Source organism: Streptomyces sp. NPDC102462 (genome assembly GCF_044765425.1).
Lineage (GTDB): Bacteria > Actinomycetota > Actinomycetes > Streptomycetales > Streptomycetaceae > Streptomyces.
On the sequence record NZ_JBIWKB010000021.1, the window covers coordinates 1 to 25,551 of the forward strand.

Genomic DNA, 25,551 nt, shown 5'->3' on the forward strand with positions numbered 1-25,551 from the left:
CAACCGCTCACCCGCAGGCGCCTTGACCTGCCCCACCCTCGCCATACGAAGGACAACGAGCCACAGCCACTTAAGTCACCGGCATTGGGCCTAGGTCACCGGAGGATCACCCACCGGTCTCGACGGGCCCGCTCCGTGGCCGCTTCGAGATCCATCCGCAACACCCCGTGCCGCACCATCCGGTCCCGCCCGCCGTCACAGTCACAGATGTCGAAGACGACCGGCACGGGCACAGGGGGCAGAGACGATGGAGTGGCACCGGACACGACGGACGCGGGGCGCGCTGCTCGCCCTCGCGGTGGCGGGCGGCCTGCTGGCGACGGGGTGCAGCGGGGACGACGACAGCGGCGCGCGAGCGAAGGGCGGCGCCCCGGCCCCGGCGTACGGCGAGGGCTCGGTACGGCAGCAGGACACCGGGGGCCAGGGCGGCGGCCGGGACGAGAGGGGTTTCGCGCCCGACCCGTCCGCCGACCCCGCGGGCGCCCTCTCCACCTTCGCCCTGGACGTCGACACGGCGTCCTACGACTACGCCCGCCGCACCCTCGCCGACGGGGTCAGGCCCGACCCGTCGACGATCCGCCCGGAGGAGTTCGTCAACAGCTTCCGCCAGGACTACCGGCGGCCGGACGGCAACGGCTTCACCGTCACGGTCGACGGCGCCCGCACCGGCGCCGCCGACTGGTCCCTGGTGCGGGTCGGCCTCGCCACCAGGGACGCCTCACCGGCCGACGAACGCCCGCCCGCGGCGCTCACGTTCGTCCTCGACGTCTCCGGCTCCATGTCCGAACCGGGCCGCCTCGACCTGGCCAAACAGTCCCTCGGCACAATGACGGACCGGCTGGGCGACGACGACTCGGTCGCGCTGGTCGCCTTCAGCGACCAGGCCGAGACGGTGCTGCCGATGACCCGCCTCGGCGGCCACCGCGGCACGGTCCACGACGCGATCGACACCCTGCGGACACGGTCCTCGACCAATCTCGGCGCGGGCGTGGAGACCGGCTACGCCACCGCCGTCGAGGGCCTTCGGCGCGGCGCGACCAACCGGGTCGTGCTCGTCTCCGACGCCCTCGCCAACGACGGGGAGACCGACCCGGACGCCATCCTCGAACGCATCGACACCGCCCGCCGCGAGCACGGCATCACCCTCTTCGGCGTCGGCGTCGGCAGCGACTACGGCGACGCGCTGATGGAACGCCTCGCCGACAAGGGCGACGGACACACGGTGTACGTGTCCGGCACCGAGGACGCCCGCCGGGTCTTCTGCGACCAGCTGCCGCGGAACATCGAGCTGACGGCCCGCGACGCCAAGGCGCAGGTCGCCTTCGACCCGCACACGGTCGCCGACTTCCGGCTCGTCGGCTACGACGACCGGCGCGTCGCCGACGACGACTTCCGCGACGACCGCGTGGACGGCGGCGAGGTCGGACCCGGCCACACCGTGACCGCCCTGTACGCCGTACGCACCAGGCCGGGCGCCCACGGCCACCTCGCCACGGCCACCGTCCGCTGGCTCGACCCCACCAGCCGCGACCCGCACGAACGGTCCGGCACCCTGGAGACCGGCGCCCTGCGGGACTCGGTGTGGAGTGCGGCCCCCCGCTTCCAGGTCACCGCGGTCGCCGCCTACTTCGCCGACGCCCTGCGCGCCGGCGACGACCGCCACGACCGGCTGCCGGGCGCCCCCGGCCTCAGCGCTCTGCGGGCGCGCGCGGACCAACTGGCGGGCGTCACCGAGGACGAGGCGGTCCGCCGGCTCGCCGAGGCCGTCGGGCAGGCGGACCGCTCCCTCGGCTGACCGCGGGGCCGGGCGCGGCTATCCGTCCGCGGGCCGCAGCCGGTACCCGTAGGCGTAGGTCCGCCCGGCGTGCAGCAGATACGGCTCCAATGGCGCGGCGCCCCAGGAGTTGATGCCGCCGACGCCCATCTGCCGGTGGTTGACCAGCAGTACCGTCTCGGCGCGCCGGGTCAGCTCGTGCGGGTGCCGCGGCCCGTCCAGGTCGGCCGGCGTGTGGTGCAGGGCGCTGGTCTCCAGCAGGGTCTCGCCGTCCGCGGGGTCGGCGATCACCCGCAGCCCGGCACCGGTGCGTCCGGTCAGCGACAGCCATCGCACATCGGTCTGGTTGCCCGTCTGCTGCGGCCGTACGTACGGGGCGACCTGCGCGTCGACCGTGGAACGCCAGCGGCCCACGAACGCGGACGCCTTGCGGTCCTGGTAGTTCTCGTGCGGCCCGCGCCCGAACCACTCCAGCCGCTCCGCGCCCGCCGGCACCCGCACCAGCGCGCCCACCACGGGCAGGTCGGGCAGCCCGGCGGGGGCGTCCAGCGTGTGCCGCACCCGCACCTCCCCGTCCCCACGCACCCGGAACACCGTGTGCCAGGTGGAGGCGTGCGGTGCGGTCGGCAGCGTGCAGGAGACCTCGACGACGACCTCGCCGGGCGTGGGCTGTTCGGCCCGCACCGCGGTCACCGTCCGTCGCGGGCCCGCGTCCCGCCAGGTCAGCGCGGTCTTGTGGAAGTTGCGGCCGATGTCGTTGTCGGTCGGGCCGCGCCAGAAGTTGGGCACGGGACCCTCGGCGAGCAGCGCCCGCCCCCGCCAGGTGTACGAGGCGAGGGTGCCGGACGCCTTGGCCAGCACCACCTCCAAGTCCCGCCCGTGCACCCGCACTTCGGTGTCGGTCTCGGTGAGGGTGAGGCCGCCCTGGGCGGGGGAGTCGTGCGGCGCGGGCGCGGACCAGTCCAACGCGAACTGTTCGGCGGCCACTTCGTGTCCGGCGCCCGCCCAACCGGTGGCGTCGCGCAGCACGAAGGAGAGGCCGAGGAAGTACTCGGCGCCGGGTTCCGGCGCGGCGGGCCTGCGGCAGGGGACGCGGACGACGCGCTCCGCGCCGGGCGCCACCGCGGGCGCCGGCAGCGTGCCGTGCTGCACCGTCGTACCGTCACGGGTCACGGTCCACCGCAGCTCGTAGCCGTCCAGGCCGCTGAAGAGGTGCTTGTTGCGCACCCGCACGGTCCCGGCCGTGAGGTCGTCCGCGGTGATCCCCACCGGCTGGTAGCACTTCTTGATCTCGATCAGCCCGGGGTGGACCGCGCGGTCCGCGGCCACCAGCCCGTTGCAGCAGAAGTTGCCGTCCGTCGGATAGCCGGGGCGCCAGTCACCGCCGTACGACAGATAGGTGCGCCGCGGGTCGCCGGGCACCGGCAGCCGGATGGCCTGGTCGACCCAGTCCCAGACGAACCCGCCGTGCAGGTTCGGGTAGCGCTCGAAGACCTCCCAGTACTCCCGGACGTTGCCGCCGCTGTTGCCCATCGAGTGGTTGTACTCGCACAGCAGGAACGGTGTGGGGTTGCCGGACCTGCCGTACGCCTCGACGCCCGCCGGGCTGGTGTACATCTCGCTGTGCAGGTCGGCGACGGCGTTCATGCCCTCGTAGTGCACGGGTCGTGAGGCGTCCCGGGCGTGCACCCAGTCGGCCATGACCTGGAAGGTGTCGCCGTGCCCGGCCTCGTTGCCGAGCGACCAGACGACCACGCTCGGATGGTTCTTGTCCCGTTCGACCATCGAGCGCAGCCGGTCCACGCAGGCGTCGGTCCACTCCGGCAGCGAGGCGGGCACGGTGTCGCGTACGCCGTGCGTCTCCAGGTTGGTCTCGTCGATCACGTACAGCCCGTACTCGTCGCACAGTTCGAGCCAGCGCGGGTGGTTGGGGTAGTGCGAGGTGCGGACGGCGTTGATGTTGTGCTGCTTCATCAGACGGATGTCCTGGAGCATGCGTTTCTCGTCGACGGCCTGGCCGCGCTCGGGGTCGCTCTCGTGGCGGTTGGTGCCGCGGAACATGACGGGCTTCCCGTTGAGGGTGAAGGTCCCCGGCCCGTACTCGACCTGCCGGAAGCCGACGCGGGTGCTGTGGATGTCGACGGCCCGGCCCCGGGCGTCGGCGAGCGTCACCACCAGGGTGTAGAGGTTCGGCCGTTCCGCGGACCACAGCGCGGGCGCCCGCACCGCGCCCTTCAGGGACACGGTCTTCTCGCCGGCCGCGTCCGCGAGGCCCAGCACCCGCCGCCCGCGTGCGTCGAACAGTTCGGCGCTCACCCGGTGGCCCGGGATGCCGTCGCCGTCGCCCCGGTCGCGCACCGTGACGTCGACGGTGAGGACGGCGTCGCGGTACGCGGAGTCCAGCGCGGTGTGCACGAACAGGTCCTGCACATGCACCCGCGGGATCGAGTACAGGTACACGTCCCGGAAGATCCCGGACAGGTCGATCATGTCCTGGTCCTCCAGCCAGCTCCCGTCGGACCAGCGGTGGACCTCCACGGCCAGGGTGTTGGTGCCGGGCCGCAGATACCGGGTGACGTCGAACTCGGCGGGCGTGTAGCTGTCCTCGCTGTAGCCGACCCGCTGCCCGTTGACCCACACGAAGAACGCGGACTTGACGCCCTGGAAGGACAGCAGGGTGCGCCGGCCCGACCAGGTCCCCGGCACGGTGAAGGTGCGGCGGTAGGAGCCCACCGGGTTGACGTCGTGCGGCACCTCGGGCGGCGCGGGCGTCTCGTAACCGATCCACGGATACTTGATGTTGAGGTAGATCGGCTCGGGGTACCCCTCGATCTCCCAGTTCGAGGGGACGGGGATGCGGTCCCAGCCGCCGTCGTCGTAGCCGGGCTCGTGGAACCCGACGGGCCGCTGGTCCGGGTTGCGCGACCAGCGAAAGCGCCAGTCGCCGTTGAGGGAGCGGTGGTACGGCGACTCCTGGAACCGTCCGCGCAGCGCGTCCGCGGCGCTCGCGTACGGCACCAGCCGGGCCCGCGCCGGCTCGCGGTTGACCTGGAACACCCGCGGGTTCGCGTCCCACGGATCGCCGTCGGCGGCGAAGGCACGCTTCTGCGCGGCGAAGGCGGCCCAGCCGGCCAGGGCGCCCGCCGTGAGGACGGTGCGACGGCTCGGTCGGTTCAGGGGGGCTCTCTCTGCACTCATACGGCGGCTCCGAACGCAAGGCATCAAGAAACGCCAGCATCGAACGGAACCGCTCACCACACAAGGGTGCGGTCGGCTCACCGAACCCGTATGGCGCAAAGAGATTGACGTATCGTCAGGCTCTGAAAAACTACCGGCAAGTACGTTCGGTACTTCGGCACTTCAGTACTTCCGCACGAGCCGCGACCGGGAGCCGTCATGGGCGTACGCAAGGACCTGAAGCGGGCCAGGAAGCGCACCGACCTGGCGGCCCGCGCGCAGGTGGAGATCGTCAGGGACGCACACGGCGTCGTCCGCGAGGTCCGCACCCCCGCCCTGGTACCGGCCGTGACCACCGGCTCCCTCGCCGACCTGCCCTTCACCAACGCGGCCGAGGCCCCCGACGCCGTGGTCATGCGCCGCCGCGAGCAGGGCGGCTGGCACCCGGTCACGGCGGCCCGCTTCGCCCGTGACGTCACCGAAGCGGCCAAGGGCCTCATCACGGCCGGCCTCAAGGCGGGCGACCGGGTCGCGATCATGTCCCGCACCCGCTACGAGTGGACCGTCCTGGACTTCGCCGTCTGGGCGGCCGGCGGCCTGACCGTCCCGGTCTACCCCACCTCCTCCGCCGAACAGGTGGAGTGGATCGTCCGCGACTCCGGCGCCCGCCATGTCGTCACCGAGACCGCCGAACACACCGCCACCGTGCTCGCCGGCACCGCGGAGCACCCCGAACCCCCGCGCATCTGGACCCTCGACGAGGGCGCCCTCGGCCGGCTCGCCGACCTGGGCCGGGACGTCCCCGACGCGGACGTGGCCACGCGCCGCGCGGCTTCGACCCCCGACACGGTCGCCACGATCTGCTACACCTCAGGCACCACCGGCCGGCCGAAGGGCTGCGTCCTCACCCACGCCAACCTGCACGCCGAGGCGGCGAACACCGTCCGCCTGCTGCACCCCGTCTTCACCGAGGTCACCGGCCAGACCGCCGCCACCCTGCTCTTCCTGCCGCTCGCCCACATCCTCGGCCGCACCCTGCAGATCGCCTGCCTGATGGCCCGCATCGAGACCGGCCACTTCCCCAGCGTGAAACCCGCCGAACTCCGGCCGGTGCTCAAGGAGTTCGGGCCCACCTTCCTCGTCGGGGTGCCCTATCTGTTCGAGAAGATCCACGACACGGGCCGGGCCACCGCCGAACGGATCGGCCGCGGCGCCTCCTTCGACCGCGCCGACCGTGTCGCCGTCCGCTTCGGCGAGGCCGCCCTGCACCGGTTCCTGGGCACCGGCAAGGGCCCCGGCCCCGGTCTGTACGCCGCCTGGGCCCTGTACGACCTGCTGGTCTACCGCCGGGTCCGCAAGGAACTCGGCGGCCGTGTGCGCTACGTCATCAGCGGCGGCTCCCCGCTCGACCGCAACCTCAACCTGTTCTTCTACGCGGCCGGCATCCTCGTCTACGAGGGCTACGGCCTCACCGAGACCACGGCCGCCGCCACCATCGTGCCGCCGCTCGGCCCCCGCCCCGGCACCGTCGGCCGGCCGATCCCCGGCGCGGCCGTCCGGATCGCCGACGACGGCGAGGTGCTGATCAAGGGCGGGCTGGTCTTCGGGGCGTACTGGAACGACCCGGCGGCCACCAACGCCGTCCTCACCGGCGACTGGTTCGCCACCGGAGACCTCGGCTCCCTCGACGAGGACGGCTATCTGACCATCACCGGCCGCAAGAAGGACATCCTCGTCACCTCCGGCGGCAAGAACGTCTCCCCGGCCGTCCTGGAGGACCGCCTGCGCAGCCGGCCGCCGGTCGGCCAGTGCCTCGTCGTCGGCGACAACCGCCCCTTCGTCGCCGCCCTGGTCACCCTCGACCCCGAGGCGGTCGCCCACTGGCTGTCGGTACGCCGGCTGCCCGCCGACACCCCGGTCAAGGACCTGGTCCGCGACCCTGGCCTGCGGGCCGAGGTGCAGCGCGCCGTCGACTACGCCAACGAGGCCGTCTCGCGCGCCGAGTCGATCCGCGCCTTCGCCCTGGTCGAGGGGGAGTTCACCGAGGACAACGGGCTGCTCACACCGTCCCTGAAGGTCAAGCGGCAGGCGGTCACGGCGCTCTACGCGGCCGAGATCGAGGCGCTGTACGGCGGCTGACGCGGCGGCACCGCGGGCCCCGGCGCGCCCGGCGGACACACAGAAGGCGGGTCACCGGGAACCGGTGACCCGCCACGGCGGAGCGGACCGCTCAGCCGTTGCCCGTGCCGTTGCCGGACAGGGCCGAGATGTCGTCCAGGATGTGCGACAGCGGCTCGTCGCCCTTGGCCTGGGTCGAGTTCTCGACGCACTGCTGGTTCTGCGGCGACGAGAGGACGGGCACGTCCTGGACGGCGACCGGGACAAGACCGACGACCGAGCCGACGTTCGCCTTGGCCGGCAGGCCGACGCAGGGCTTGTTCAGGGAGCCCTGGACCAGCGAGAGCTGCGGGCTCATGTCGCCGAAGGTGGCCGAGTTGCCGAACTCCGACTGGGCGCCGACGCCGCTCGCGGACGTGGTGCCGGTGTCGTTGCCGATGGCCAGGGCCTGGGGGGCGGCCGCGCCGGCGAGGCCGGCGACCGAGGCGGCCACAGCCGCGGTTGCCCACAGCTTCTTCATGTTCGTTCCCTTCGAAAGGCGGACTCCGGGGACGGAGTTGCATGATCGTCAACTGCGCCGCGGCGGCCCGGGTTGCGGGCTGTGCCTCGAACGGACCAGCGCGATCGGATCAGCGGACCAGGGCGGCCCGGACACCGGACCGGCCCGGCCGGTTCAGGGGGAGAAACGTCCCTGCGCGTCCCTGTTCCGTGACCTTCCGCGGGTTCTTGTCCCGTGACCTGCCGCACGTCCCTGTCCCGTGACAGGCCGACGGGCCGCCGGAAGTCCGGCGGCCCGCTGGGTAAGCCCGGAAGGGGCTTGGGAGGTGTCCCGGGTCAGCCGTTGCCCGTGCCGTTGCCGGACAGGGCCGAGACGTCGTCCAGGATGTGCGACAGCGGCTCGTCGCCCTTGGCCTGGGTCGAGTTCTCGACGCACTGCTGGTTCTGCGGCGAGGACAGGACCGGCACGTCCTGCACGGCGACCGGGACGAGACCGACGACCGAGCCGACGTTCGCCTTGGCCGGCAGGCCGACGCAGGGCTTGTTGAGCGAGCCCTGGATGAGCGCCATCTGCGGGCTCATGTTGCCGAAGGTGGCGGAGTTGCCGTACGCCTGCGAGGCGCCGTTGCCGCTCGCCGAGGTGGTGCCGTTGTCGTTGCCGATGGCCAGAGCCTGCGGGGCGGCGGTGGCCGAGACGCCGACGACGGAGGCGGCGACCGCGGCGGAGGCCAGAACCTTCTTGATCACTTGCGATTCCCTTCTGAAGAAACCCCGTCCACCGGAGTGCCCTGCTTCAACTGAAGAGACTTCATCCGGTTCCTGGTATTCACTCCGATGGCCGACATGCCGGGCCGCCGGGAATGCGCCGGGTGACCCTCCCGGGTGGTGCGTTAATTCCGCCGCCGCCGGACGATCCGATCGAGTGACGTGCCGCAACCATTCGGCTCGTGGCGGGTTGATGCGGGGGCAGGAACATGAGTCTTGGTCATGAGGCCGGGAAAGGAAAGCGAAAATGCTGAAGAAGGCAATGGCCGTGGCGGCGGTCGCCGCGTCCGTCGTCGGTGCGTCGGCGGCGCTCGCCCCGCAGGCGCTTGCCATCGGCAACGACACCGGCACCACCTCCGCCAGCGGCGTCGGCGCCCAGGAGGCGTTCGGCAACCAGGTGACCGGGGGCGACCTGAGTCCGCAGACCACCCTGGTGCAGAGCTCGCTGAACAAGCTCTGCGTGGGCCTGCCTGCCAAGGCGAACGTCGGCTCGGTCGTCGGCGCCGTCCCGGTCGCCGTGCAGGACGTGCCCGTCCTGTCCTCGCCGCAGAACCAGCAGTGCGTCGAGAACTCGACCCAGGCCAAGGGCGACGAGCCGCTGTCGCACATCCTGGACGACATCTCGGCCCTGTCCGGCAATGGCACCGGCAACCACTGAGCCGACCCCGTGGAAAGTCCGCCCGGGCCGCGCGCCGTTTCCCGCGCCGCCGCCCGGGCGGACTTTTCCGTGAAATCACCGTTCAACCTGAAGTCCATCGCTCAGCCGAACTGTTTCCTCTCATGCGTCAATGTTGTGAAGGCGTTCGAGTGAATTACCGGATGACGCGCGTTCTGTAGTTTCTTCGACCGTCTATCCCTCGTTCTACAACCTGCCGGTCATGGTGCGAGCCGTTCAAGCTGTGCTCGCTCGGTTTCGGCCGTCATAGGGGCATGACCGCAGAGAAGGGAAAGTTCATGAAGAAGAGCGCTGCCGTCGTCGCGGGCGCGATCCTGGCTCTGGGCGCCGCCGCCCCGGCCTTCGCGGACTCCGGTGCCGAGGGTGCTGCCGTCGGTTCCCCCGGTGTCCTGTCCGGCAACGTCGTCCAGATCCCCGTGCACGTTCCGGTGAACGCGTGCGGCAACACCGTCAACGTCATCGGGCTGCTGAACCCTGCGTTCGGCAACACCTGCGTCAACGACTGACGTCACCCGACATCACGCGCCGGCCCTCGGGCTGTGCAGCGGCCGGCTCCGGACCGTTGATCCTTGGGTTCTTCGTTCCGGGGCCGGCCTTCCCACTTCTTCAAGCAGGAAGACAACGAGATTGCGAAAGACCCTGAGCAGGGGAATGGTCGTGGCCGCCGCCGCGACGAGTGTTCTGTCCCTGTGCGAGATCGCCGCCGTCGCCGACTCGGACGCCGCCGGCACCACCTCGGGATCCCCGGGTGTCCTGTCCGGCAACACCGTGCAGGCGCCGGTCCATGTCCCGGTCAACGTCTGCGGCAACACCGTCGACGTCGTCGCCTTGCTGAACCCTGCGTTCGGCAACTCCTGTGCCAACGGCGCGGGTCGGGCCGAGCAGGCCACCCCCGGCATTCCGGGGCAGGTCGGTCCCGGTGACAGCGGTGCCCAGCAGACGCCTCCCCCGACGAGCGTGGTGGGCACCCCGCCCGTCGCCCGGCCCCCGGCTCCCCGGCCGCCCGCCCCCGCCGAACAGATCCGGTCCGACTCGCCCGCCGCGGAGGGGACGCACGACACCTCCTCGACCGGCTCGACCGGCTCCATCGGCCTGACCGGGCGGCAGTCCGGGCTCGTCCCCATGGGTGACGAATCCCGGCCTGCGCTGGCGGAGACCGGCAGCGCGACCACGCTGGCGGCTTCCGGCCTCAGCGCCGCGCTCATCGCGGGCGGCGTGTTCCTCTACCGGCGGGGCCGAGCCGTGTCCGTCCGGTAGCTCCGTAGAACGCCGGACGCGCCAGCGCCCGGCACCCGCACCGCATGCGCCGGCCGCCCTCCCGCTCGGGAGGGCGGCCGGTTCGCGTGCCGGCCGCCTGGCCGCGCCTGAGCCGGCCGGGCTGCCCCGCGCCGGCCGGGTCGCCCCATGTCGGCGGCGTCAGAAGGCCGGCCCCGGCGCGAGGGCGGGACGTCCTGACGGGCCGACGGTCACGCCGCCCTCGTCGTCCCGTCCGGTGAGCGTCAGGACATGGAAGAACCGGGACACCAAAACGGTCCGCGCCGCCCGCTGTTGAGGCGGACGGCACGGACCGGTCGTAGGACCACTCAGTCACCAGGGCGAGCCTGCGACGTACGCGGTCTTCCTGGGATCAGTCGGCTACTGGCAGACCGACTGAACGGTGAAGGTCGCGGCGTTCGCGCCCTCGTTGACGACGGTGACCGTCCAGGCGGCGCCACCGATGCCCGACTGCACATTGAGCGGACCGGTCCCCGAGGTCTGGGTCACACCGCCCCAGACGGCCGTGGTCCCCGTGGGGCAGGTGGGACCGGTGAACGTGCCGGTGGTACCGGCGGCCAGGGTCTGCGCGGGCGAGCTGAGGACCTGCGCGCCGGGGCCGGTCGGACCGGTGGCTCCGGTCGGGCCGGTGTTGCCCTGCACGCCCGGGAGCCCCTGGATGCCCTGGATGCCCTGCGCACCCGTCGGCCCGGTGGCTCCGGCCGGCCCGGTGTTGCCCTGGATACCCTGGACACCCGGGATGCCCTGGACGCCCTGGATGCCCTGCGGCCCCGTCGGTCCGACGAGACCCTGCGGGCCGACCGCGCCCGTCGGTCCGGTCGCCCCGGTGGCACCCACCGCACCGGTGGCACCGGTGGCCCCGTTGAGGCCGTTCAGACCGGCAGGACCGGTCGGGCCGGTGTTGCCCTGGACGCCCTGGATGCCCTGGATGCCCTGCACGCCCTGGGGGCCCGTCGGGCCGTTGAGACCCTGCGGTCCGACCGGACCCGTGGGGCCGGTGGCGCCCGTGCCGGTGGGGCCGGTCGGGCCCGTCGGACCCGAGGGGCCCGTGGGACCGGTGGGGCCCGGGAGGTCCGTGCACAGCGGCACGCCGGACGCGGCGACGTAACGGGCGGTCACCCACCCGTTCTGGTTGGCGAGCTTGTACCACCAGATGTTCCCGTCGACCGACTGGCCCGCCTCCTGGCACAGCAGCGAGATGCTCGCCCCGAAGGGGAACGAGCCCAGGCTCGGCGAGTCCGACGTCGGCAACTGGCGGACGTTCACGCCGGCTTGCGCGGTCACGACTCCCGTGACCGCCGCGCGAAGGTTCCTGTGGTCTGCTTTCTGTCCGGCTCGCAGCGCGATCCGGTCTGCCTGCGCGCCGGTCTGAGCGTGAGCCCGGCCCGCGAGAGAGGGTGTGTGCGCCGCAGCTGGGCCGCACAGACCCAAGGTAAGGCCGAGGCTCACTGCTCCGAGAACCAGCGACGAGGCGCCGCCGGTCTTAAAAGCCCCATGCACCAAAACCCACCGTGCCTTTCGTGACAAAACTGAGGGAGATGAGGTGCGAGCAGCAAACTGCATATGACGCCCGCAAATCCAGGCAACTCGGTATAAATGGGCTGAAAGTGGCACATAGATCACTCAGAGAGTCTGCATTTAATCGGCTTATCGCCACGAATGCGGCGAGGGGATATACCGACCCGCGGCGTGCCCCAAATAGACCCAGAAATCAGGGGATTCCCAGCCGAGCCCCCGCACGACCCCCTCGGCCGTCCGACCGGTCGCCGGGGCCGGTCCAGGGGCGTGGTCGCGGGTTGGAAGCCGTCGGTCGGCCGGTGACCTGGGCCCACTGGTTTGCGATCGCGACCAACCTACGGCCCCCAGCGGCCTGCGACCGCGACCGTCACCCGCGGCCGGCGGCCGACCGACCGGCGGCTTGCGAACGCGACCCGTAACCGGCACCGGCGATCGGTGGCCTGCGACCCGCGACTGGCACTCGCGGCTTGCGACCGGCGGCTGGCGACCGCGACCCGTGACCGGGACCGGCGACCGATGGCCTGCGACGGTGCGACTGGCGCGCGCGGCCTGAGGTTGCGGCTTGCGCCCGGCCGATCGACGGCTTGCGACCGGCGGCCTGCGGCTTGTCGCTTGCGACCGGCCCGCGCGGCCTGCGACCGGCCACCGGCGGCCGGCACTCGCGACCGGTACCGGCGATCGGTGGTTTGCGAGCTGCGACCGGTCACGGGGCCTGTGGCTTGCGATGGCGTGCCGCTAGGCGGTGCGGGGGATCGAGGTGCCGGAACTGCCAGGTCAGGGGCGCTGGTTGTGCAGGGTCGGTTCCTTGTCCCGCCTCACCAGGGCGCCTTGAGGGTTGGCGTCTCCGCAAAGCCCCCGTGCACCTCGGACCGGAAGGCCGACAGCTTGATCCCCTGCACCACGTCACCGGACACCACCCCGCTTGCGGCTTGCGATCGGCCACCGGCGTCCCGGGATCGGTGACCCGCGACCGCGACAGGTGACCGGTGGTCTGCGATCGGTCACCAGCCACCAGCCACCAGCCACCGGCCACCTGCCCGCGACCGGCCACCCGTTATCGGTGGCCCGTGGACGGTGGTCGGTCGTCGGGTCTTTGAGGGAGGGGGTAGCGGGGGCGACTCGTCGGCGTCGGGGGCTGGGCTGGTGGAGGTGGCCGTGGGTCAGCCGGACTTTGCGGGTTTGGGCTTGCCGGCCCCGAGGCCGTGGTTCGGTTCCGGGATCGTGGCGAGTTTGCGTACGGCGAACTCGCGGTTGGCCAGGGTCTGCGCGCGGTGGGCCGGCGGCAGGTCGGGCATGGCGAGCAGGCGGTCGCAGGCATGGAGCGCACCCTTGAAGTCGCCCACCCAATAAGCCGTGATCGAGAACTCGCACAGCAGGCCCCAGCGGTACACCCAGGGCTGGGTGAACAGGATGTCGTCCGGCGGCTCCTTGTCCAGGCAGGCGACGACGATCGCGTGAGCCATGTGATGGCGGCCCACGGCGCGTAGCCGCGAGGCCAGCTCGTAACACGCCTCCAGCCGCTGCGGACGTGACTCCCAGGCCCGGGTCAGCGCGTCAAGACCGGCGGGCAGATCACCGGAATCGGCGTGCAGGACCCCGACTTGGAGCAGGGAGTAGTAGACCTCCTCCGCCCAGCCGCCCATCGAGGCACGGCGTTCGTACAGCTTGATCGCCTCGGCGGTGTTGCCCATGTCGCGCATGGTCTGGGCCAGATAGAAGACCGTACGCGTGTTGCTCGGGTCGCGTTCCATCTCGGCGCTGAGCAGGCGTGCGTCACGCTCGAACTTGTCGTGCCGTGAGCCGCCGTCCGCATGGTCCTCGACGACCAGCGCGTCGAGGTTGTCCTGCGTTTCGTTCCCGTCCGCGGTGAGGAATTCGTGGGTGACGCCCTCGTACCGCCAGGGGAGATCGCCCCGTACCAGGCGTCTGATCCGGTACTCCATGGCTCCTTCGTGCCGGAGCATGTACGCGTCCGCCGTGAGCCGGGGCAGCGGGCCGTCCTTTCTGAGGACGTGGTCCGCGTCCAGGAGCAGCAGATAGTCGGCCTTGCCGCGGGCGTGCCGGATGTTCAGTGTGCGGTTGTGCCCGAAGTTCACCCAGGGTTCCTCATGGAGTTCGCCCGGAACTCCGTCGAGGGCGCCGCGGATCAGTTCCTGGGTTCCGTCCGTCGATCCGGTGTCGGAGATCACCCAGGTGTCCACCACGTCGCGCACGGATGCCAGGCATCGCTCGATGACTCCCGCTTCGTTCTTGACGATCATGCAGAGGCAGATGGAGGGCTTCACGACAGCACCACGCTCCTGTGTTTCCCGGTACGGGTCATGGGTCGGACCTGTCCCACGGCGGAATCAGCCTTTGTGCTTGGAGGCGTCCAGATCGCCGGAGACCGGTGTGCGTTCGGGCCGGTGGGTGAGGTGCAGCAGGACAAAGCCGTCGCGGTCGTCCACGGTGCGGTACCCCTGGGCGCGTGCCTGGTTCAGCATGGCGCGTTCCGCTTCGAAGGTCAGGGGCCACCGCCAGCGCGCCGCCACCCAGGTGTCCACCATGATCCACTGGGGGGAGGGGCGGCTGACCGGATAGCCGTAGAGGCTGACGCTCGTACGGTTGGTGAGCTGGGGAACCAGATAGGTGGACGCCTGGACCGTGGCGTCGTCGGGGATCTTCTTCATCAGGCTGTGCGCGACGGCGACGCGCGGATCCGATCGCCAGGTGGCCGGGCTGAAGAGCTGCCAGAAGGGGAAGCTCGGCAGGATGGCGAGGGTGACCGCGGCCGATGCGGCGAGATACCGCCGCAGGCTGCCGTGCTCCGTGCCCCGTCGCACCAGCGCGTCGACGAAGGCGGCGAAGACGATGGGCATCACGACCAGCGAATAGTGGTAACCGGTGCCCCAGTGGACGTAGTTGTTCGAGAACAGACGCCAGACGAGCGTCGGCACGGCGACCCACAGCAGCGGGGAACGCAGCGCCAGGAACACGGTCGGGGCCAGCACGAGCGCGAGCGTCGACAGCTTGGTCTGCGGGGTGACGAGACCCACCGTGCTCCGGTACAGCAGGTCCAGCGGCCCGCTGCCCGCGCCCGAGGTGCCCGTCGGAGAGTCCGCCAGGAACCAGTAGGCGAACGAACCGTTCGGGTTGAAGGCCGGCAGGACCGCCAGCAGCGCCAGCAGCGTCCCGGCCACGCCGGCCGCCGCGGTCACGAACCCCAGCCTGCGGGTCCCGCGCCAGGCGATGACCAGGCCGATCACGCCGACCGTGAGCCCGAGGTCTTCCTTCACCAGCAGCAGCGGCATCGCCCAGCAGGCCGCGGCGGTCGGCCGGTTGCTGCCGAGAGCGGCAAGGGAGAACGCGAGCAGCGGGGCGGCGAAGGCGACTTCATGGAAGTCGAAGCCGACGGCGCTCGCGATGCCCCAGGAAAGCCCGTAGCAGGCACCGATCAGCGCGCCCGCCACGGAGCCCAGGGCCCTGCGCGCCCAGAGCGCCAGCGGGACCACGCTCAGCGCGATCAGCGCGGCCTGCACGACGAGCAGGGTCGTCGCCGACCGGTGCAGCAGGTAGAAGGGGGCGACAAGCGCCAGGACGGGCGAGAAGTGATCGCCGAGGACGGGGAAGCCGGGCCCCTTCAGTTCGGAGACGGGCAGATGTCCGTCCGCGTAGGAGCGGACGACCTGTTCGAAGATCCCCAGGTCATAGCTGTTGGAGAGCATCCGGTGGTGGATGCGCAGCGATACGGCCGTGTACACGAGGAACAACGCCCCGGCCATGGCCCAGACCCACCATGCGCCGTCGAACCGGCTCCTCTGCGGCGGTTCGGCGACCGCTTTCCGGCCGGCGGACGACTGTTGTGACGGGAGGGCCGGACTGAGGCTGCTGGACGGTGCTTGCATGGGACCTCCCGGAGGGCCGACGTGGAGAGGCCCCTCAAGATGCCAGGAATGCGTGACTCTTCGCTCTTGTCCAAACTCGGATACGGCGACAATCCATCGAATGGCCGCAAATGCGTGCTTCGGGATGGTTATGTCCCCCTGGGGGGAAGGGCGGCCGGTTCGCGTTCCACCCTGCTGGTCGGCATCGCCGGCCCGGCCGCGGTGGCGGCCGACTCGTCCCGGGAGCGCACCCACGCGGCGTCCCGCGCTCCCGTTCCCGGCGCGGACACGGTCCTCGCCCAGACCAAGGCGCCGGCCGGCCTCGGCGCCGTGCTCACCCCGGTCACCGATCTGCTCAACCAGGCGCTCAAGAACGGCCAGTTGACCCCCGAGCAGGCCCAGACGCTCGCCGACGCCGTGAAGGCGGCCATCGCCCAGATCACCGCGGCGGCCCCGGCCGCGCCCGGCACGCCCTCGTCGGCGCAGCAGGGCGGCGAGGGCAGGGCGGCGGACGCCAAGGACGTGCAGGGCGACGCGCTCGCCGCGCTGCAGAAGGCCGTCGACGCCTGCTCGCCGCGGTCACCTCCGGTGACACCGACCAGGTGCTGCCCGCGGTCACCGCCGTCGTCAGCGGTCTGGTCAACCTCGTCGCCGCGACGCTGCTCGGCGGCGGACTGCCCGCCGCCGACCTGCCGGGTCTGCCCGCCCTGCCGAGCCTTCCGTCGGCGAAGCCCTCGGCGCCGGTGAGCTGAGCCGTGGCATGACGCGGTGCCTCCTTTCGGCCGTCGGGCCGGCCGGTGTACGGGCCGGTCCGACGGCCGCGGCACGGTCCGTAGCACCGTTCCCGGGGGATCTCATATGTCTTGCGCCTACGGGGTTTCCGGCCCGGCCGGGCCTCGTTGGGCACGGCGTCAGACATTCCCCAGGTGACGTGAGTCGCCGAGAAAGGAACACGATGAAGTCCCTGAAGGCTGCCGCTGTCGTAGCCGGTTCCGTGGCCCTCGCCGGTGTCGCCGCGCCCGCGTTCGCCCAGACCACCGCCGACCTCACGCCCACCAGTCTCAACGGCGCCGTCGACACGCTCACCAGGGGTCCCCTCACCGTGCAGGACGCGATGCCGTTGCGGCACCAGTCGAGCGCGCTCGACACCGAGAACAAGGGGTCCGTGCTCAACACGGTGAAGGGCGCGACCGCCGCCCTGAACCAGCACAGCCCGCTGCTCGGCGGTCTGCCCCTGCAGAGCTGAGCCGACCGGCCGCACGCGTGGTGTCCGAGGGACGCCGGGGGCGCCGGAAGGTGTCGCGAGGCGTCGGGAGATGTCGTGAGGCGTCGAGCGGTGTCGAGCGGCGTCCCTCGTTCGTGTGGCCACCCCGTGGCCGGTGGGCCGCTCGGGTGAGAAGCCGGCCGGCGGCGCGCGGGCCCGTCGATAGGGTCGCGCGGGTGACCTCAACCACAACCGAAACCCGCCCTTTCCGCCTGGCCGACCTGGGCACGCTCGTCGTGCTCGCCTGGAGCGGAGAGGCCACCGACGGAACCGACATGCCCTATCTGCTGGCGTACTCCCTCGGGGACGCGGAGGGCGGCGGGGCGACGACGTCCGCCGCCGTCGAGCGGCTGCTGGAGAACAGCGGACTGACGGTCGGCGGGGACCTCGTCGACGGCTCCGCAAGGCCCAGCCTGCCCGTCACCCTGCTCGTGCAGGCCGGGCAGGCCGTCGTCACCCTGCCGCAGCTGAACGCCCAGTGCCCCGCGCCGCCCGAGTGGCTGGCCGCCGTCGCCCAACGCGGCTACGCCTACCTGGTGTTCACCACCCGCCCCTGGCCCGAGGCACGGCCCGGCATGCCCCTGACCCCACAGCAACTGGCCGCCTTCGTCAGCGCCGAGGAGACCCTGAGCGCCGCCGCGCACGTCGTCCTGCCGGCCCGCAGCCTGCGCGGCTGACCAGGGCATCGGCGGCGCGGACCGGCGCAGAAGAGACCTAGGCCCTGTCGTCAAACCCCCGCCTGCCCCGCGACGCCATGCACGCACTCTCGCCGCACCGGTCACAGGCCCAAGTACGTCCAGTACGAGGACCTGTGCCCGGCACACCGAGAGCACGCTCCCCCAAGCTCTCGGCTCCGCTCGACCAGGGGGGACCCCCACGACGCCGCAGGGCCCGCCCTCCGGGCGAACGACGGGAGTTTGACGACAGGACCTAGGAACCAGCCGGCCCACGCCACGGCCTCCGTCCCGACCCCACCGGACTGAGCGGCGCGCCTGCGGCCGGCACGCGTGCGGCGCGGAGAAGCCCCTCGACACGCGGATGCCGATGCGCGCGGCCGAACCGCCGCCGCTGGTGCCGGGCCCACCCGGGGGCCCGCGGTACGTCGAGCGACGGCTCGTCCGCGGTCGCGGCCGGCGCACCTGCCCCGGCCGCCGGTCGACGGCGTGCCCGGCGCACCCTCGGCCCCGGTCGTCCCGCCCGCCGCCCCCTCACCCCGCCGAACCCCGAAGGCTTCGCCCTTCCCGATGCCCAGGTCCCGCAGGCCGGCGTCCCGGCCTCGGGTCTCCCGAGCGCCGACCGTGAACCTGGGCCCGTGGATGGGCCGTTGGCGGGCGGTGGTGCGGGGTTCAGGGCAGACGGCGGATCGGGGTGCCCGTCAGGTACGCCTGGATGTCCTCGATCGCCTGGCCGTAGTACGTCGCGTAGTTGGCCCGGGAGACATAGCCGAGGTGGGGCGTCGCCAGCAGTCGGGGCGCGGTGCGCATCGGATGGCCGGCCGGCAGCGGCTCGATGTCGAAGACGTCGACGCCGGCGCCCGCGATCCGGCCCTCACGCAACGCCGCCAGCAGGGCGTCCTGGTCGACGATCGCCGCGCGGGAGGTGTTGATCAGATAGGCGGTCGGCTTCATGAGGGCGAGTTCGGCGGGTCCGAGCAGACCGCGGGTGCGCTCGCCGAGCGCCAGGTGCACGGAGACGAAGTCGCCGCCGGCCAGCAGGTCCTCCTTGGTGCGGGCCGCTTCGACCCCCACCTCCTCGGCGCGCTCCCGGGTGAGGTGCCGGCTCCAGGCGGTGACGCGCATGCCGAAGGCGAGGCCGATCCGGGCCACCTGGCCGCCGATGCGGCCGAGTCCGAGCAGGCCGAGCGTGCGGCCGTGCAGGTCGGCGCCGACGCTGGACTGCCAGGGGCCGCCGGTGCGCAGGGCGTTGCTCTCCTCGACGATGCCGCGGGCGAGGCCGAGCAGCAGCGCCCAGGTCAGTTCGACCGGCGGGGTCGAGGAACTGGCCGTACCACACACGGTGACGCCGTGCGCCTCGGCCGCGGCGTAGTCGATGACGCTGTTGCGCATGCCGGAGGCGACGAGCAGCCGCAGCCGCGGCAGCCGGGCGAGCAGCGAGCCCGGGAACGGGACGCGTTCGCGCAGGGTGACCACGATGTCGAAGTCGGCGAGGGCCGCGGCGAGGGCGTCCTCGTCGGCGATGTGCTCGCGCAGCGGGACGACCTCCACCCGGTCCGCCAGCACCGACCAGTCGGCCGACTCGACCGCCACACCCTGGAAGTCGTCCAGCACCGCACAGCGCAGCCGCATCCGTCTCTCCCTCTCCGCTTCCCGGCCGCTCGACTGTACCCGCGCCGGTCAGCACCGCCGCGGGGCGGTGCGGCGGGGCGCGGCCGGCCGGGGTCAGGCGTGCCGGACGGCGCCCATCTCCCGCATGAAGGCGGCCGGATCGCTGTCGGAGCCCTGGATCATCTCGTACAGCTCCCACTCGCCGTCGTCGTTCCTGACGAACTCCACCACCGTCGTCGCGGTCGAGTCGGCCACCTGGGAGAAGTCGTCGACCACCAGCTCCCGGTAGCCCTCGACGACCACCACCCCGGCGTTCGACATGTCCCCGAACGTGCGCGGGACGGGGTCCTGGTGGATGACCACGCCCACGACCACCCGTCCGTAGGCGGACGCCAGCCGCTCCACCTCCAGGACCATCACCTCGACGAACCCGAAGCCCTGGCCGGTCTGGCTGTGCCGGGTCATGTTGATGGTGCCGTCCGGTGACCTGCTGTCGTAGTGCACGACGTACTCCGGGCGACCGTAGGGGTCGTCCACGGAGTAGGTCGCGGCAACGATGTCGAGATGCCGGGGCGCCTCGCCCAGGGGACTCGGGTCCCACTTGAGCCGTACCTCGACCTTCCCCAGCCCTTTCCCGGCAAGCCTCACCGAACGCCCTCCCTGCGCCGAACCCTCACGCGGGGGCCGCCCCCGCCCCTCAAGTATGGTCCCTGACCAGCCTTTTGACGCTCCCTTAACGGGATCCGCCAGTCCGGTTCACCGGAGCCGGCCGCAGGGAGAGACGACGGCCGCCCGTCCAGGGGTCCCCACACATCGATTCGCAATCGTGACCGCATGGATCGGTCGCGCCCCGGGTGCGTCGCCGTACCGAAGCCAACTCTTCGAAAAGTTGGGGCCGATGGGCTTGATCAGGTTATGCTTGCGACCCGTCGGGATCACCGCATGTGTGTTCGCATTTTGCAAATGCGTACCGACTCTCCGTGCATGTTGGATGCCCACTCGCACGCCGAAACGGTCCTCCGTGTGTCCGGCGTGCTCGTACCACAGCTCAAGGAAACGTTTTGCTGAAGCTTTTGAAGTACTACCTCGTCGCGCTCCCCGTCCTCGGTTCCGCCTACGTGGTCCTGGTGGTGGACCGCTGGATGTGGTGACCTCAGGGTTCGGCCGCTCCTGGGCCGTGGCTCAGGAGCCGGTCGGCTCGTGGTGTGCCAGCAGCCGGAGCAGCTTCTCCGCTTCGGCGTCGGCGCCCAGGCGCCGGTAGAGGGCGACCGCCTGTTCGCCGTACCGCCAGGCCCGTTCGGAGTCGCGCGGAGACAGGAAGGCGGTCCTGGCCAGTCCCGCGAGCGCATGGGCGGAGCCCAGCGGGAACTCGACGCTCCGCGCCACGTCGAGGGCACGCTCGTAGTTCTGGGACGCGGTGTCGAGCCGCCCCGACTCCCGGTGGACGTCCGCCGCACCGATCAACGCGCGCAGCAACTCGTACTTGTTGTCGATGCTGGTCGCGACCTGTTCCGCCATCGTGAGGTGCAGCAGCGCCTCGCCCCTGCGCCCCGCTTCGGCGTGCGCGAGCCCCATGCTGATCAGCACGTCGGCCTCGCCCAGGACGTCGCCGCCGGCCCGGTGCGCGGCAAGGGCCCTGCGGTAACAGGCGAGCGCGCGGTCCGTCTGGCCCGTCGCCTGGTGCACCGCCCCCAAGTTCTTTTCCAGAATGCCCAGTTCCTGTCTGCCGCCGTGCTGGCGCATCAGGACGAGCGAGCGTTCGTAGCAGTCGCGGGCGTCGGCGTAGCGTCCTTGAAGGCTGTGCAGTTCGCCCCGGTTGTTGAGGGCCTGCGCCACCCCGTACGGATCGGGCAGCGTCTCGTAGATGCCCTGCATGAGCTGGACCCGGTGAAGGGCTTGGTCGTACTGCCCCGCGTAGAACAGCGCCGCTCCCTGCACATTCAGGCACTCGGCCTCTCCGGACCGGTCGCCGGCCTCGCGGTACAGCGCCAGTGACCGTTCGAGGACGCGCATGGCCGTGCCGCCGTGCCCTGCGGCGAGTTGGGCGCGGCCGGTCTGGAGGAGCGCGTCGGCGCGGCCGTGGGCATCGTGCAGATCCTCGTAGATCGACAGGGCCTCGGCCGCGCAGCGTAACGCCTCGCCGTGGTTGCGCTGCGCCAGCAGATCGGCGCGGTCCGTCAACGTGCGGGCGAGCGCGGACCGGTCGCCCGAGACGCGCAGCACCGGCACCGCCGTGTCGAACAGGCCGGCCGCCACGTCCCGTGTCTCCCACAGTTTCAGGGAGCGTGCCAGAACGCTCGGGAACAGCGCGGCGTACTCCGGGTGCCGGTCCGCTGCGGTACGCGCGACCGCCAGGAGGTTGGCGTGCTCCACGGTGAGCCACACCTGGGCCTCGTCCGCGTCGGAGAACTCGGGGGCGTAGCGGGACTCCTTCCGCGCGCTCAGCGGAACCGCCCTGCGGTGCGGGCGTGCGCGGCGGTCGGCCCGGTGCGCGGCGGTGAGGTGGTAGGCGATCAGCCGGCCGACCGCCGCGTGCCGGGCCGCGTCCGGATCCGTACGGGCGCCGGTCCGCAGACCGAAGGCCCGGGTCAGGTCGTGCAGCCGGTAGCGCCCGCGTACCGGCTCTTCGAGCAGGCTTGAGTCGAGCAGTTCCTCTACGCACCGCTCCAGCAGCCCCGCCTCGCGCCCGAGGTCGGGACCGGCCAGTGCCGCTGCCGCCCGCAGGGTGATGTCGGGGCCGGGGTGCAGGGCGAGACGGCGAAACAACTGCCGTGCGGGTTGGCCGAGTTCCGCGTACGACAGCCGGAAGACCGCCGTGATCAGCTCGTCGAACTCGGTGAGCGGGTCGGTCGCCCGGGTCAGCCGGTCGAGCAGATCCTGGAGGGCCCACGCGGCACGGTGCCGGAAACGGCTCGCCAGCAGTTGCAGGGCCAGCGGGTGGCAGCCGCACGCGTCCACGACCCGCTCCAGGGCTGCCGGCTCGGCGGACGTACGCGAGGCGCCGACGATCCGGGTGAACAGGGTGGCCGCCTCCGCCCTGGACAGGGCCTCCACCGGCACGGACGCGGCGCCGGCGAGCCCGGCCAGCCGGCTCCGGGTGGTCACGACGGCCCGGCAACTGGGAGCGCCCGGCAGCAACGGGCCGACCTGCGCCGCGTCCCGCGCGTTGTCCAGCACCACGAGCGCGCGCCGGCGTGCCGTCCACTCCCGCCAGCGGGCGGCCCGCTCGTCCAGGGTGTCCGGCAGCTCGCCCGACCATCCCGCCGAGTGCAGCAGGATGGCCAGCGCCTCGGCCGGGTCCAGCGGCCGGCGGCTGCTGTAGCCGCGCAGATCGACGTAGAACTGTCCGTCGGGATAGGCCGCGCACAGCCGGTGAGCCGCGTGCACGGCGAGCGCGGTCTTGCCGATGCCGGGCATGCCGTGCAGGACGGTGACCGGCAGGGCGTTCGCCTCCCCGGCCGCGGCCGGGGAGGCGGCCAGCAGCAGGCGCAGCTCGGCGGCCCGGCCGGTGAAGTCCTGAGTGTCCCGCGGCAGACAGTTACGGGGCTCGGGCTCCGGGGCCGGCGCCGCGGCGGCGGGGACGTGCTCCGCGGACGGGAGCAGCAGCGTGTGGTCCTGTTCGAGCATGCGCAGATGGAGTCCCTGGAGTTCCGCGGCCGGCTCGATCCCCTGACTCTCGTGCAGTCTCGCCCGGGCGTCCCGGTAGACGGCGAGCGCTTCGTCGTGCCGCCCCGAGCGGTACAGGGCCAGCATGAGCGTGCCGATCACCCGCTGCGCGAAAGGATTCTGCGAGGCGAGTTCCTGGAGTTCGCCGACGAGGTCCGCATGCCGCCCCGCCTCCATTTCCAGGACGATCCGCTCCTCACGGACCCTGCGGTGGTCCTCGATCAGCCGGGCACGCGTCGACAGCGCCCAGGAGTTGCCGGCGAACTCGGCGAGCGGCTCGCCGCGCCACAGGGACTCGGCGGTGCGCAGCAGGGCGATGGCCGTGGCACGCTCGCCCCGCGCCGCCGCGCCGGCCGCGTCCGTCCGCAGGCGCTGGAACCGCAGCAGGTCGATGGCCTGCGGATCGGCCCGCAACTGGTACAGCCGGGGCGAGGGCCGGTCCACGCGCGCCCGCTCCTCGCCCACCGCCCGGCGCAGCCGCCCTCGCAGCCGGGAGAGGTAACTGTGCAGGGTGTCCAGGGCCGTCGGCGGCGGATCGCCGTTCCATACGCGGTCCATCAGCGTGTCCACGGAGACCGGTTCGCCCCGGGCATGGACCAGGGCGGCCAGTACGCAGCGCTCCTTCAGCGATCCGAGGGGGTACTGCTGTCGGCCGTGCCACAGCTCAAGGGGTCCCAGAGCAAGAAGTTCCACCATCACTCCCGGTGGGTGCGCAATGGGTGTGCTTCTTCCTGCCGGCTTCGGCGGTGCCCGCAGAGGTGTGCGGTACTCCGTTTACTCTTCTGCGGTTGCCCGGGGTGGAGACAGGGGCGCACCGAAGCGCGGCGGGCGCACGCGGTGACCGGGGGACAACAGTGGTCACCGATGCCGGGGTTGCACCCGGGGGCGCCCGGGCGCGGCGGTTCCACGGGAGTGCAGGATTCCTGCAAGCCCGCCGTCCAGCCACCGGGGCACCCCCTCGTCATGGGCCGCGGAAGGCCGTCACGGGCCGAGCAGGGCCGCGGTCAGAAGGCAACGGGGAACCGGGGGAAATCAACGATGAGCGTGACAGTGTCCGAGCCGCACTGGCGGCATGTGCCGGTGCGGCTCGACGTCGAGCGCTGGGCCACCCGCCGCACGCGCAGGAGGGTCCTGGTCGTGGTGCACACGGTGATAGCGGGACAACGGCTGCTCGACGCCGTACGCGTGCTGGAGGGCGACGTCCGGGTGCAGACCTTCTTCACCCAGGCACCCGACGTGTTCAGCAACGGAGTGGCCGCGTTCCTGGACCAGCTGGGGGGCCTGGTGCTGCCGTGGAGCCAGGCGGTGCACACGGACTTCGACCTCGCGCTGGCCGCCGGCCACGGCAGCCTGCACGAACTCCAGGCACCGGTGGTCGTGCTCCCGCACGGCGCCGGCCACAACAAGATCACTCCGGCCGGGCGGAACGGGCGCCCGGTGGCGGGGCGCGGTGTGTACGGCCTCAGCAGGCAGCGGCTGGTACGGGACGGCGCGATCGTGCCGGAAGTGATCGTACTGGCCCATCACGAGGAGCTGACCAGGCTCGGCCGCGAATGCCCGGAGGCGCTGCCGGTGGCGGAAGTGGTCGGCGATCCGTGCTTCGACCGCATCGCCGCCAGCCTGCCCTCCCGCGCGCTGTACCGGGACGCCCTCGGCGCCACGGCCGGGCAGCGGCTGGTCCTCGTCTGTTCCACCTGGGGGCCCGACTCGCTCCTGGGGCAGGGCTGGGAGGTCCTGGAGCGGCTGGTCGCGGAGCTGCCCCGGGAGGAGTTCCGGGTCGCCGCGCTCCTGCATCCGCACGTCTGGACGGCGCACGGCGACTGGCAGGTCCGCTCCTGGCTCGCCGGACTGGCGCGCTCGGGGCTGACCCTGGTCAGTCCGTACGGGGACTGGACCGGCGCCCTCGTCGCCGCCGACTACATCGTCGGCGACCACGGTTCGGTCTCCCTCTACGGCGCGATGACCGGTGTGCCCGTGTTCATGGCCGGACGGCCCGACGCCGACGTGGATCCGGGCTCGCCGTTGGCGGAACTCATGTCCTTCGCGCCCCGGCTGCGCGCGGACCGCCCGCTGCTCCCGCAGCTCAAACGGGGTTCCGTGACCGGTCGTTCGCATCGGTACGAGCGGGTCGCGGCGCGCATCTCCTCGGAACCGGGTCGGTTCTCCCGCAAGATGCGCACCCTGCTCTACCGCAAGCTGCGCCTGCGGGCGCCCAGCACGCGAACGACCACGGAGCCGGCCCGACTACCGCTGACGGTGCGCTACGACGAGCCGGGCCGGGTGGCGGCACCATGACACGGGCCGTGGGGGTGGAGTTGGGGGTGGTGGTGTCTTCGGCGGTGGTGTCGGGGGCGCTGGTGTCTGGGGTGGTGGTGTCTGGGCCGGTGGTGTCTTGGGCGGGGGAGTCGGGGGTGGTGGTGTCTGGGGCGGTGGTGCCGGGAGCGGTGGTGTCTTGGTCGGGGGAGCCGGGTGCGCTCGTGCCTTGGGCGGTGGTGTCGGGGGCTGGGGAGTTGGGGGCGCTGGTGTCTTCGGCGGTGGTGCCAGGGGCGGTGGTGCACCGGGCCGAGATCACCCGCACGGCCGTGTCCCGGACGGGGGCCGCCGGCCCGGCGGGGTCCCGGGCGGGGGCTTCCGGTTCGGCGGGGTCCCGGGCGGGGGCTTCCAGTTCGGCG

The 25,551-nt window shown here is 72.1% G+C and carries 18 protein-coding genes; 9 read left to right on the forward strand and 9 right to left on the reverse strand.

Annotation, left to right across the window (positions count from 1 at the left end; translation table 11 throughout):
• Nucleotides 1-247: 247 nt before the first annotated feature.
• The gene (locus ACIRFL_RS19525; RefSeq protein ID WP_404029886.1) at nt 248-1,795 is read left to right on the forward strand and encodes a von Willebrand factor type A domain-containing protein; all 1,548 of its coding nucleotides are present in this window, start codon (nt 248-250) and stop codon (nt 1,793-1,795) included.
• Nucleotides 1,796-1,813: 18 nt separating this feature from the next.
• Here ACIRFL_RS19525 and ACIRFL_RS19530 read toward each other — a convergent pair whose 3' ends face one another.
• Complete coding sequence (locus tag ACIRFL_RS19530; protein WP_404029888.1) at nt 1,814-4,972, reverse strand: glycoside hydrolase family 2 TIM barrel-domain containing protein; 3,159 nt, start codon at nt 4,970-4,972, stop codon at nt 1,814-1,816.
• Between the two features lie 198 nt (nt 4,973-5,170).
• On the opposite strand from ACIRFL_RS19530, the gene ACIRFL_RS19535 reads away from it, so the two are divergent.
• Nucleotides 5,171-7,090, forward strand: coding sequence for an AMP-dependent synthetase/ligase (locus ACIRFL_RS19535; protein WP_404029890.1), 1,920 nt, complete (start codon nt 5,171-5,173; stop codon nt 7,088-7,090).
• Between the two features lie 91 nt (nt 7,091-7,181).
• Here the strand turns inward: ACIRFL_RS19535 and ACIRFL_RS19540 are convergent, their stop codons facing one another.
• Nucleotides 7,182-7,589, reverse strand: coding sequence for a rodlin (locus ACIRFL_RS19540; RefSeq protein ID WP_404029892.1), 408 nt, complete (start codon nt 7,587-7,589; stop codon nt 7,182-7,184).
• A 314-nt stretch (nt 7,590-7,903) separates the two neighbouring features.
• Nucleotides 7,904-8,314 (reverse strand): rodlin, encoded by a 411-nt coding sequence (locus ACIRFL_RS19545; protein WP_404029893.1) that lies wholly within the window; start codon nt 8,312-8,314, stop codon nt 7,904-7,906.
• A gap of 265 nt (nt 8,315-8,579) precedes the next feature.
• Here ACIRFL_RS19545 and ACIRFL_RS19550 point away from each other — a divergent pair, with 265 nt between their 5' ends.
• The 3 genes from ACIRFL_RS19550 to ACIRFL_RS19560 all read left to right on the forward strand — a co-directional run bounded on the left by ACIRFL_RS19550 (nt 8,580) and on the right by ACIRFL_RS19560 (nt 10,265).
• Complete coding sequence (locus tag ACIRFL_RS19550) at nt 8,580-8,990, forward strand: rodlin (RefSeq protein WP_404029895.1); 411 nt, start codon at nt 8,580-8,582, stop codon at nt 8,988-8,990.
• A 296-nt stretch (nt 8,991-9,286) separates the two neighbouring features.
• A complete protein-coding gene (chpD, locus tag ACIRFL_RS19555; protein WP_404030111.1) occupies nt 9,287-9,514 on the forward strand; it encodes a chaplin ChpD in 228 nt (75 codons plus the stop codon).
• A gap of 121 nt (nt 9,515-9,635) precedes the next feature.
• Nucleotides 9,636-10,265, forward strand: a complete 630-nt coding sequence (locus ACIRFL_RS19560; RefSeq protein ID WP_404029897.1) for a chaplin — start codon at nt 9,636-9,638, stop codon at nt 10,263-10,265.
• A gap of 378 nt (nt 10,266-10,643) precedes the next feature.
• Here ACIRFL_RS19560 and ACIRFL_RS19565 read toward each other — a convergent pair whose 3' ends face one another.
• From ACIRFL_RS19565 to ACIRFL_RS19575, 3 genes are all read right to left on the reverse strand, one after another.
• Nucleotides 10,644-11,567 (reverse strand): SH3 domain-containing protein, encoded by a 924-nt coding sequence (locus tag ACIRFL_RS19565; RefSeq protein WP_404029898.1) that lies wholly within the window; start codon nt 11,565-11,567, stop codon nt 10,644-10,646.
• A 1,394-nt stretch (nt 11,568-12,961) separates the two neighbouring features.
• Nucleotides 12,962-14,086, reverse strand: coding sequence for a glycosyltransferase (locus ACIRFL_RS19570; protein WP_404029900.1), 1,125 nt, complete (start codon nt 14,084-14,086; stop codon nt 12,962-12,964).
• 63 nt (nt 14,087-14,149) lie between these two features.
• Nucleotides 14,150-15,562, reverse strand: coding sequence for a DUF2079 domain-containing protein (locus ACIRFL_RS19575; RefSeq protein ID WP_404029901.1), 1,413 nt, complete (start codon nt 15,560-15,562; stop codon nt 14,150-14,152).
• A gap of 237 nt (nt 15,563-15,799) precedes the next feature.
• Between ACIRFL_RS19575 and ACIRFL_RS19580 the strand changes: the two genes are divergently transcribed.
• The 3 genes from ACIRFL_RS19580 (at nt 15,800) to ACIRFL_RS19590 (ending at nt 17,605) form a co-directional block, all read left to right on the forward strand.
• Nucleotides 15,800-16,411 (forward strand): hypothetical protein, encoded by a 612-nt coding sequence (locus ACIRFL_RS19580; RefSeq protein ID WP_404029902.1) that lies wholly within the window; start codon nt 15,800-15,802, stop codon nt 16,409-16,411.
• Nucleotides 16,412-16,619: 208 nt separating this feature from the next.
• On the forward strand, nt 16,620-16,910 hold the full coding sequence (locus ACIRFL_RS19585) for a hypothetical protein (protein ID WP_404029903.1): 291 nt from the start codon (nt 16,620-16,622) through the stop codon (nt 16,908-16,910).
• A 194-nt stretch (nt 16,911-17,104) separates the two neighbouring features.
• Nucleotides 17,105-17,605 (forward strand): DUF5949 family protein, encoded by a 501-nt coding sequence (locus ACIRFL_RS19590; protein ID WP_404029905.1) that lies wholly within the window; start codon nt 17,105-17,107, stop codon nt 17,603-17,605.
• A 669-nt stretch (nt 17,606-18,274) separates the two neighbouring features.
• Here the strand turns inward: ACIRFL_RS19590 and ACIRFL_RS19595 are convergent.
• From ACIRFL_RS19595 to ACIRFL_RS19605, 3 genes are all read right to left on the reverse strand, one after another.
• The gene (locus ACIRFL_RS19595; RefSeq protein WP_404029906.1) at nt 18,275-19,234 is read right to left on the reverse strand and encodes a D-2-hydroxyacid dehydrogenase family protein; all 960 of its coding nucleotides are present in this window, start codon (nt 19,232-19,234) and stop codon (nt 18,275-18,277) included.
• Nucleotides 19,235-19,327: 93 nt separating this feature from the next.
• Nucleotides 19,328-19,861, reverse strand: coding sequence for a TerD family protein (locus ACIRFL_RS19600; RefSeq protein WP_404029908.1), 534 nt, complete (start codon nt 19,859-19,861; stop codon nt 19,328-19,330).
• Nucleotides 19,862-20,395: 534 nt separating this feature from the next.
• Nucleotides 20,396-23,575, reverse strand: coding sequence for a tetratricopeptide repeat protein (locus tag ACIRFL_RS19605; protein ID WP_404029909.1), 3,180 nt, complete (start codon nt 23,573-23,575; stop codon nt 20,396-20,398).
• A 342-nt stretch (nt 23,576-23,917) separates the two neighbouring features.
• On the opposite strand from ACIRFL_RS19605, the gene ACIRFL_RS19610 reads away from it, so the two are divergent.
• On the forward strand, nt 23,918-25,174 hold the full coding sequence (locus ACIRFL_RS19610; RefSeq protein ID WP_404029911.1) for a hypothetical protein: 1,257 nt from the start codon (nt 23,918-23,920) through the stop codon (nt 25,172-25,174).
• Nucleotides 25,175-25,551: the final 377 nt, after the last annotated feature.

Coding starts and splice junctions, on each gene's coding strand:
- ACIRFL_RS19525 (WP_404029886.1), top strand. CDS start 248: ATGGAGTGGCACCGGACACGACGGACGCGGGGCGCGCTGCTCGCCCTC.
- ACIRFL_RS19530 (WP_404029888.1), bottom strand. CDS start 4,972: ATGAGTGCAGAGAGAGCCCCCCTGAACCGACCGAGCCGTCGCACCGTC.
- ACIRFL_RS19535 (WP_404029890.1), top strand. CDS start 5,171: ATGGGCGTACGCAAGGACCTGAAGCGGGCCAGGAAGCGCACCGACCTG.
- ACIRFL_RS19540 (WP_404029892.1), bottom strand. CDS start 7,589: ATGAAGAAGCTGTGGGCAACCGCGGCTGTGGCCGCCTCGGTCGCCGGC.
- ACIRFL_RS19550 (WP_404029895.1), top strand. CDS start 8,580: ATGCTGAAGAAGGCAATGGCCGTGGCGGCGGTCGCCGCGTCCGTCGTC.
- chpD (WP_404030111.1), top strand. CDS start 9,287: ATGAAGAAGAGCGCTGCCGTCGTCGCGGGCGCGATCCTGGCTCTGGGC.
- ACIRFL_RS19575 (WP_404029901.1), bottom strand. CDS start 15,562: ATGGCCGGGGCGTTGTTCCTCGTGTACACGGCCGTATCGCTGCGCATC.
- ACIRFL_RS19585 (WP_404029903.1), top strand. CDS start 16,620: ATGAAGTCCCTGAAGGCTGCCGCTGTCGTAGCCGGTTCCGTGGCCCTC.
- ACIRFL_RS19595 (WP_404029906.1), bottom strand. CDS start 19,234: ATGCGGCTGCGCTGTGCGGTGCTGGACGACTTCCAGGGTGTGGCGGTC.
- ACIRFL_RS19605 (WP_404029909.1), bottom strand. CDS start 23,575: ATGGTGGAACTTCTTGCTCTGGGACCCCTTGAGCTGTGGCACGGCCGA.
- ACIRFL_RS19610 (WP_404029911.1), top strand. CDS start 23,918: ATGAGCGTGACAGTGTCCGAGCCGCACTGGCGGCATGTGCCGGTGCGG.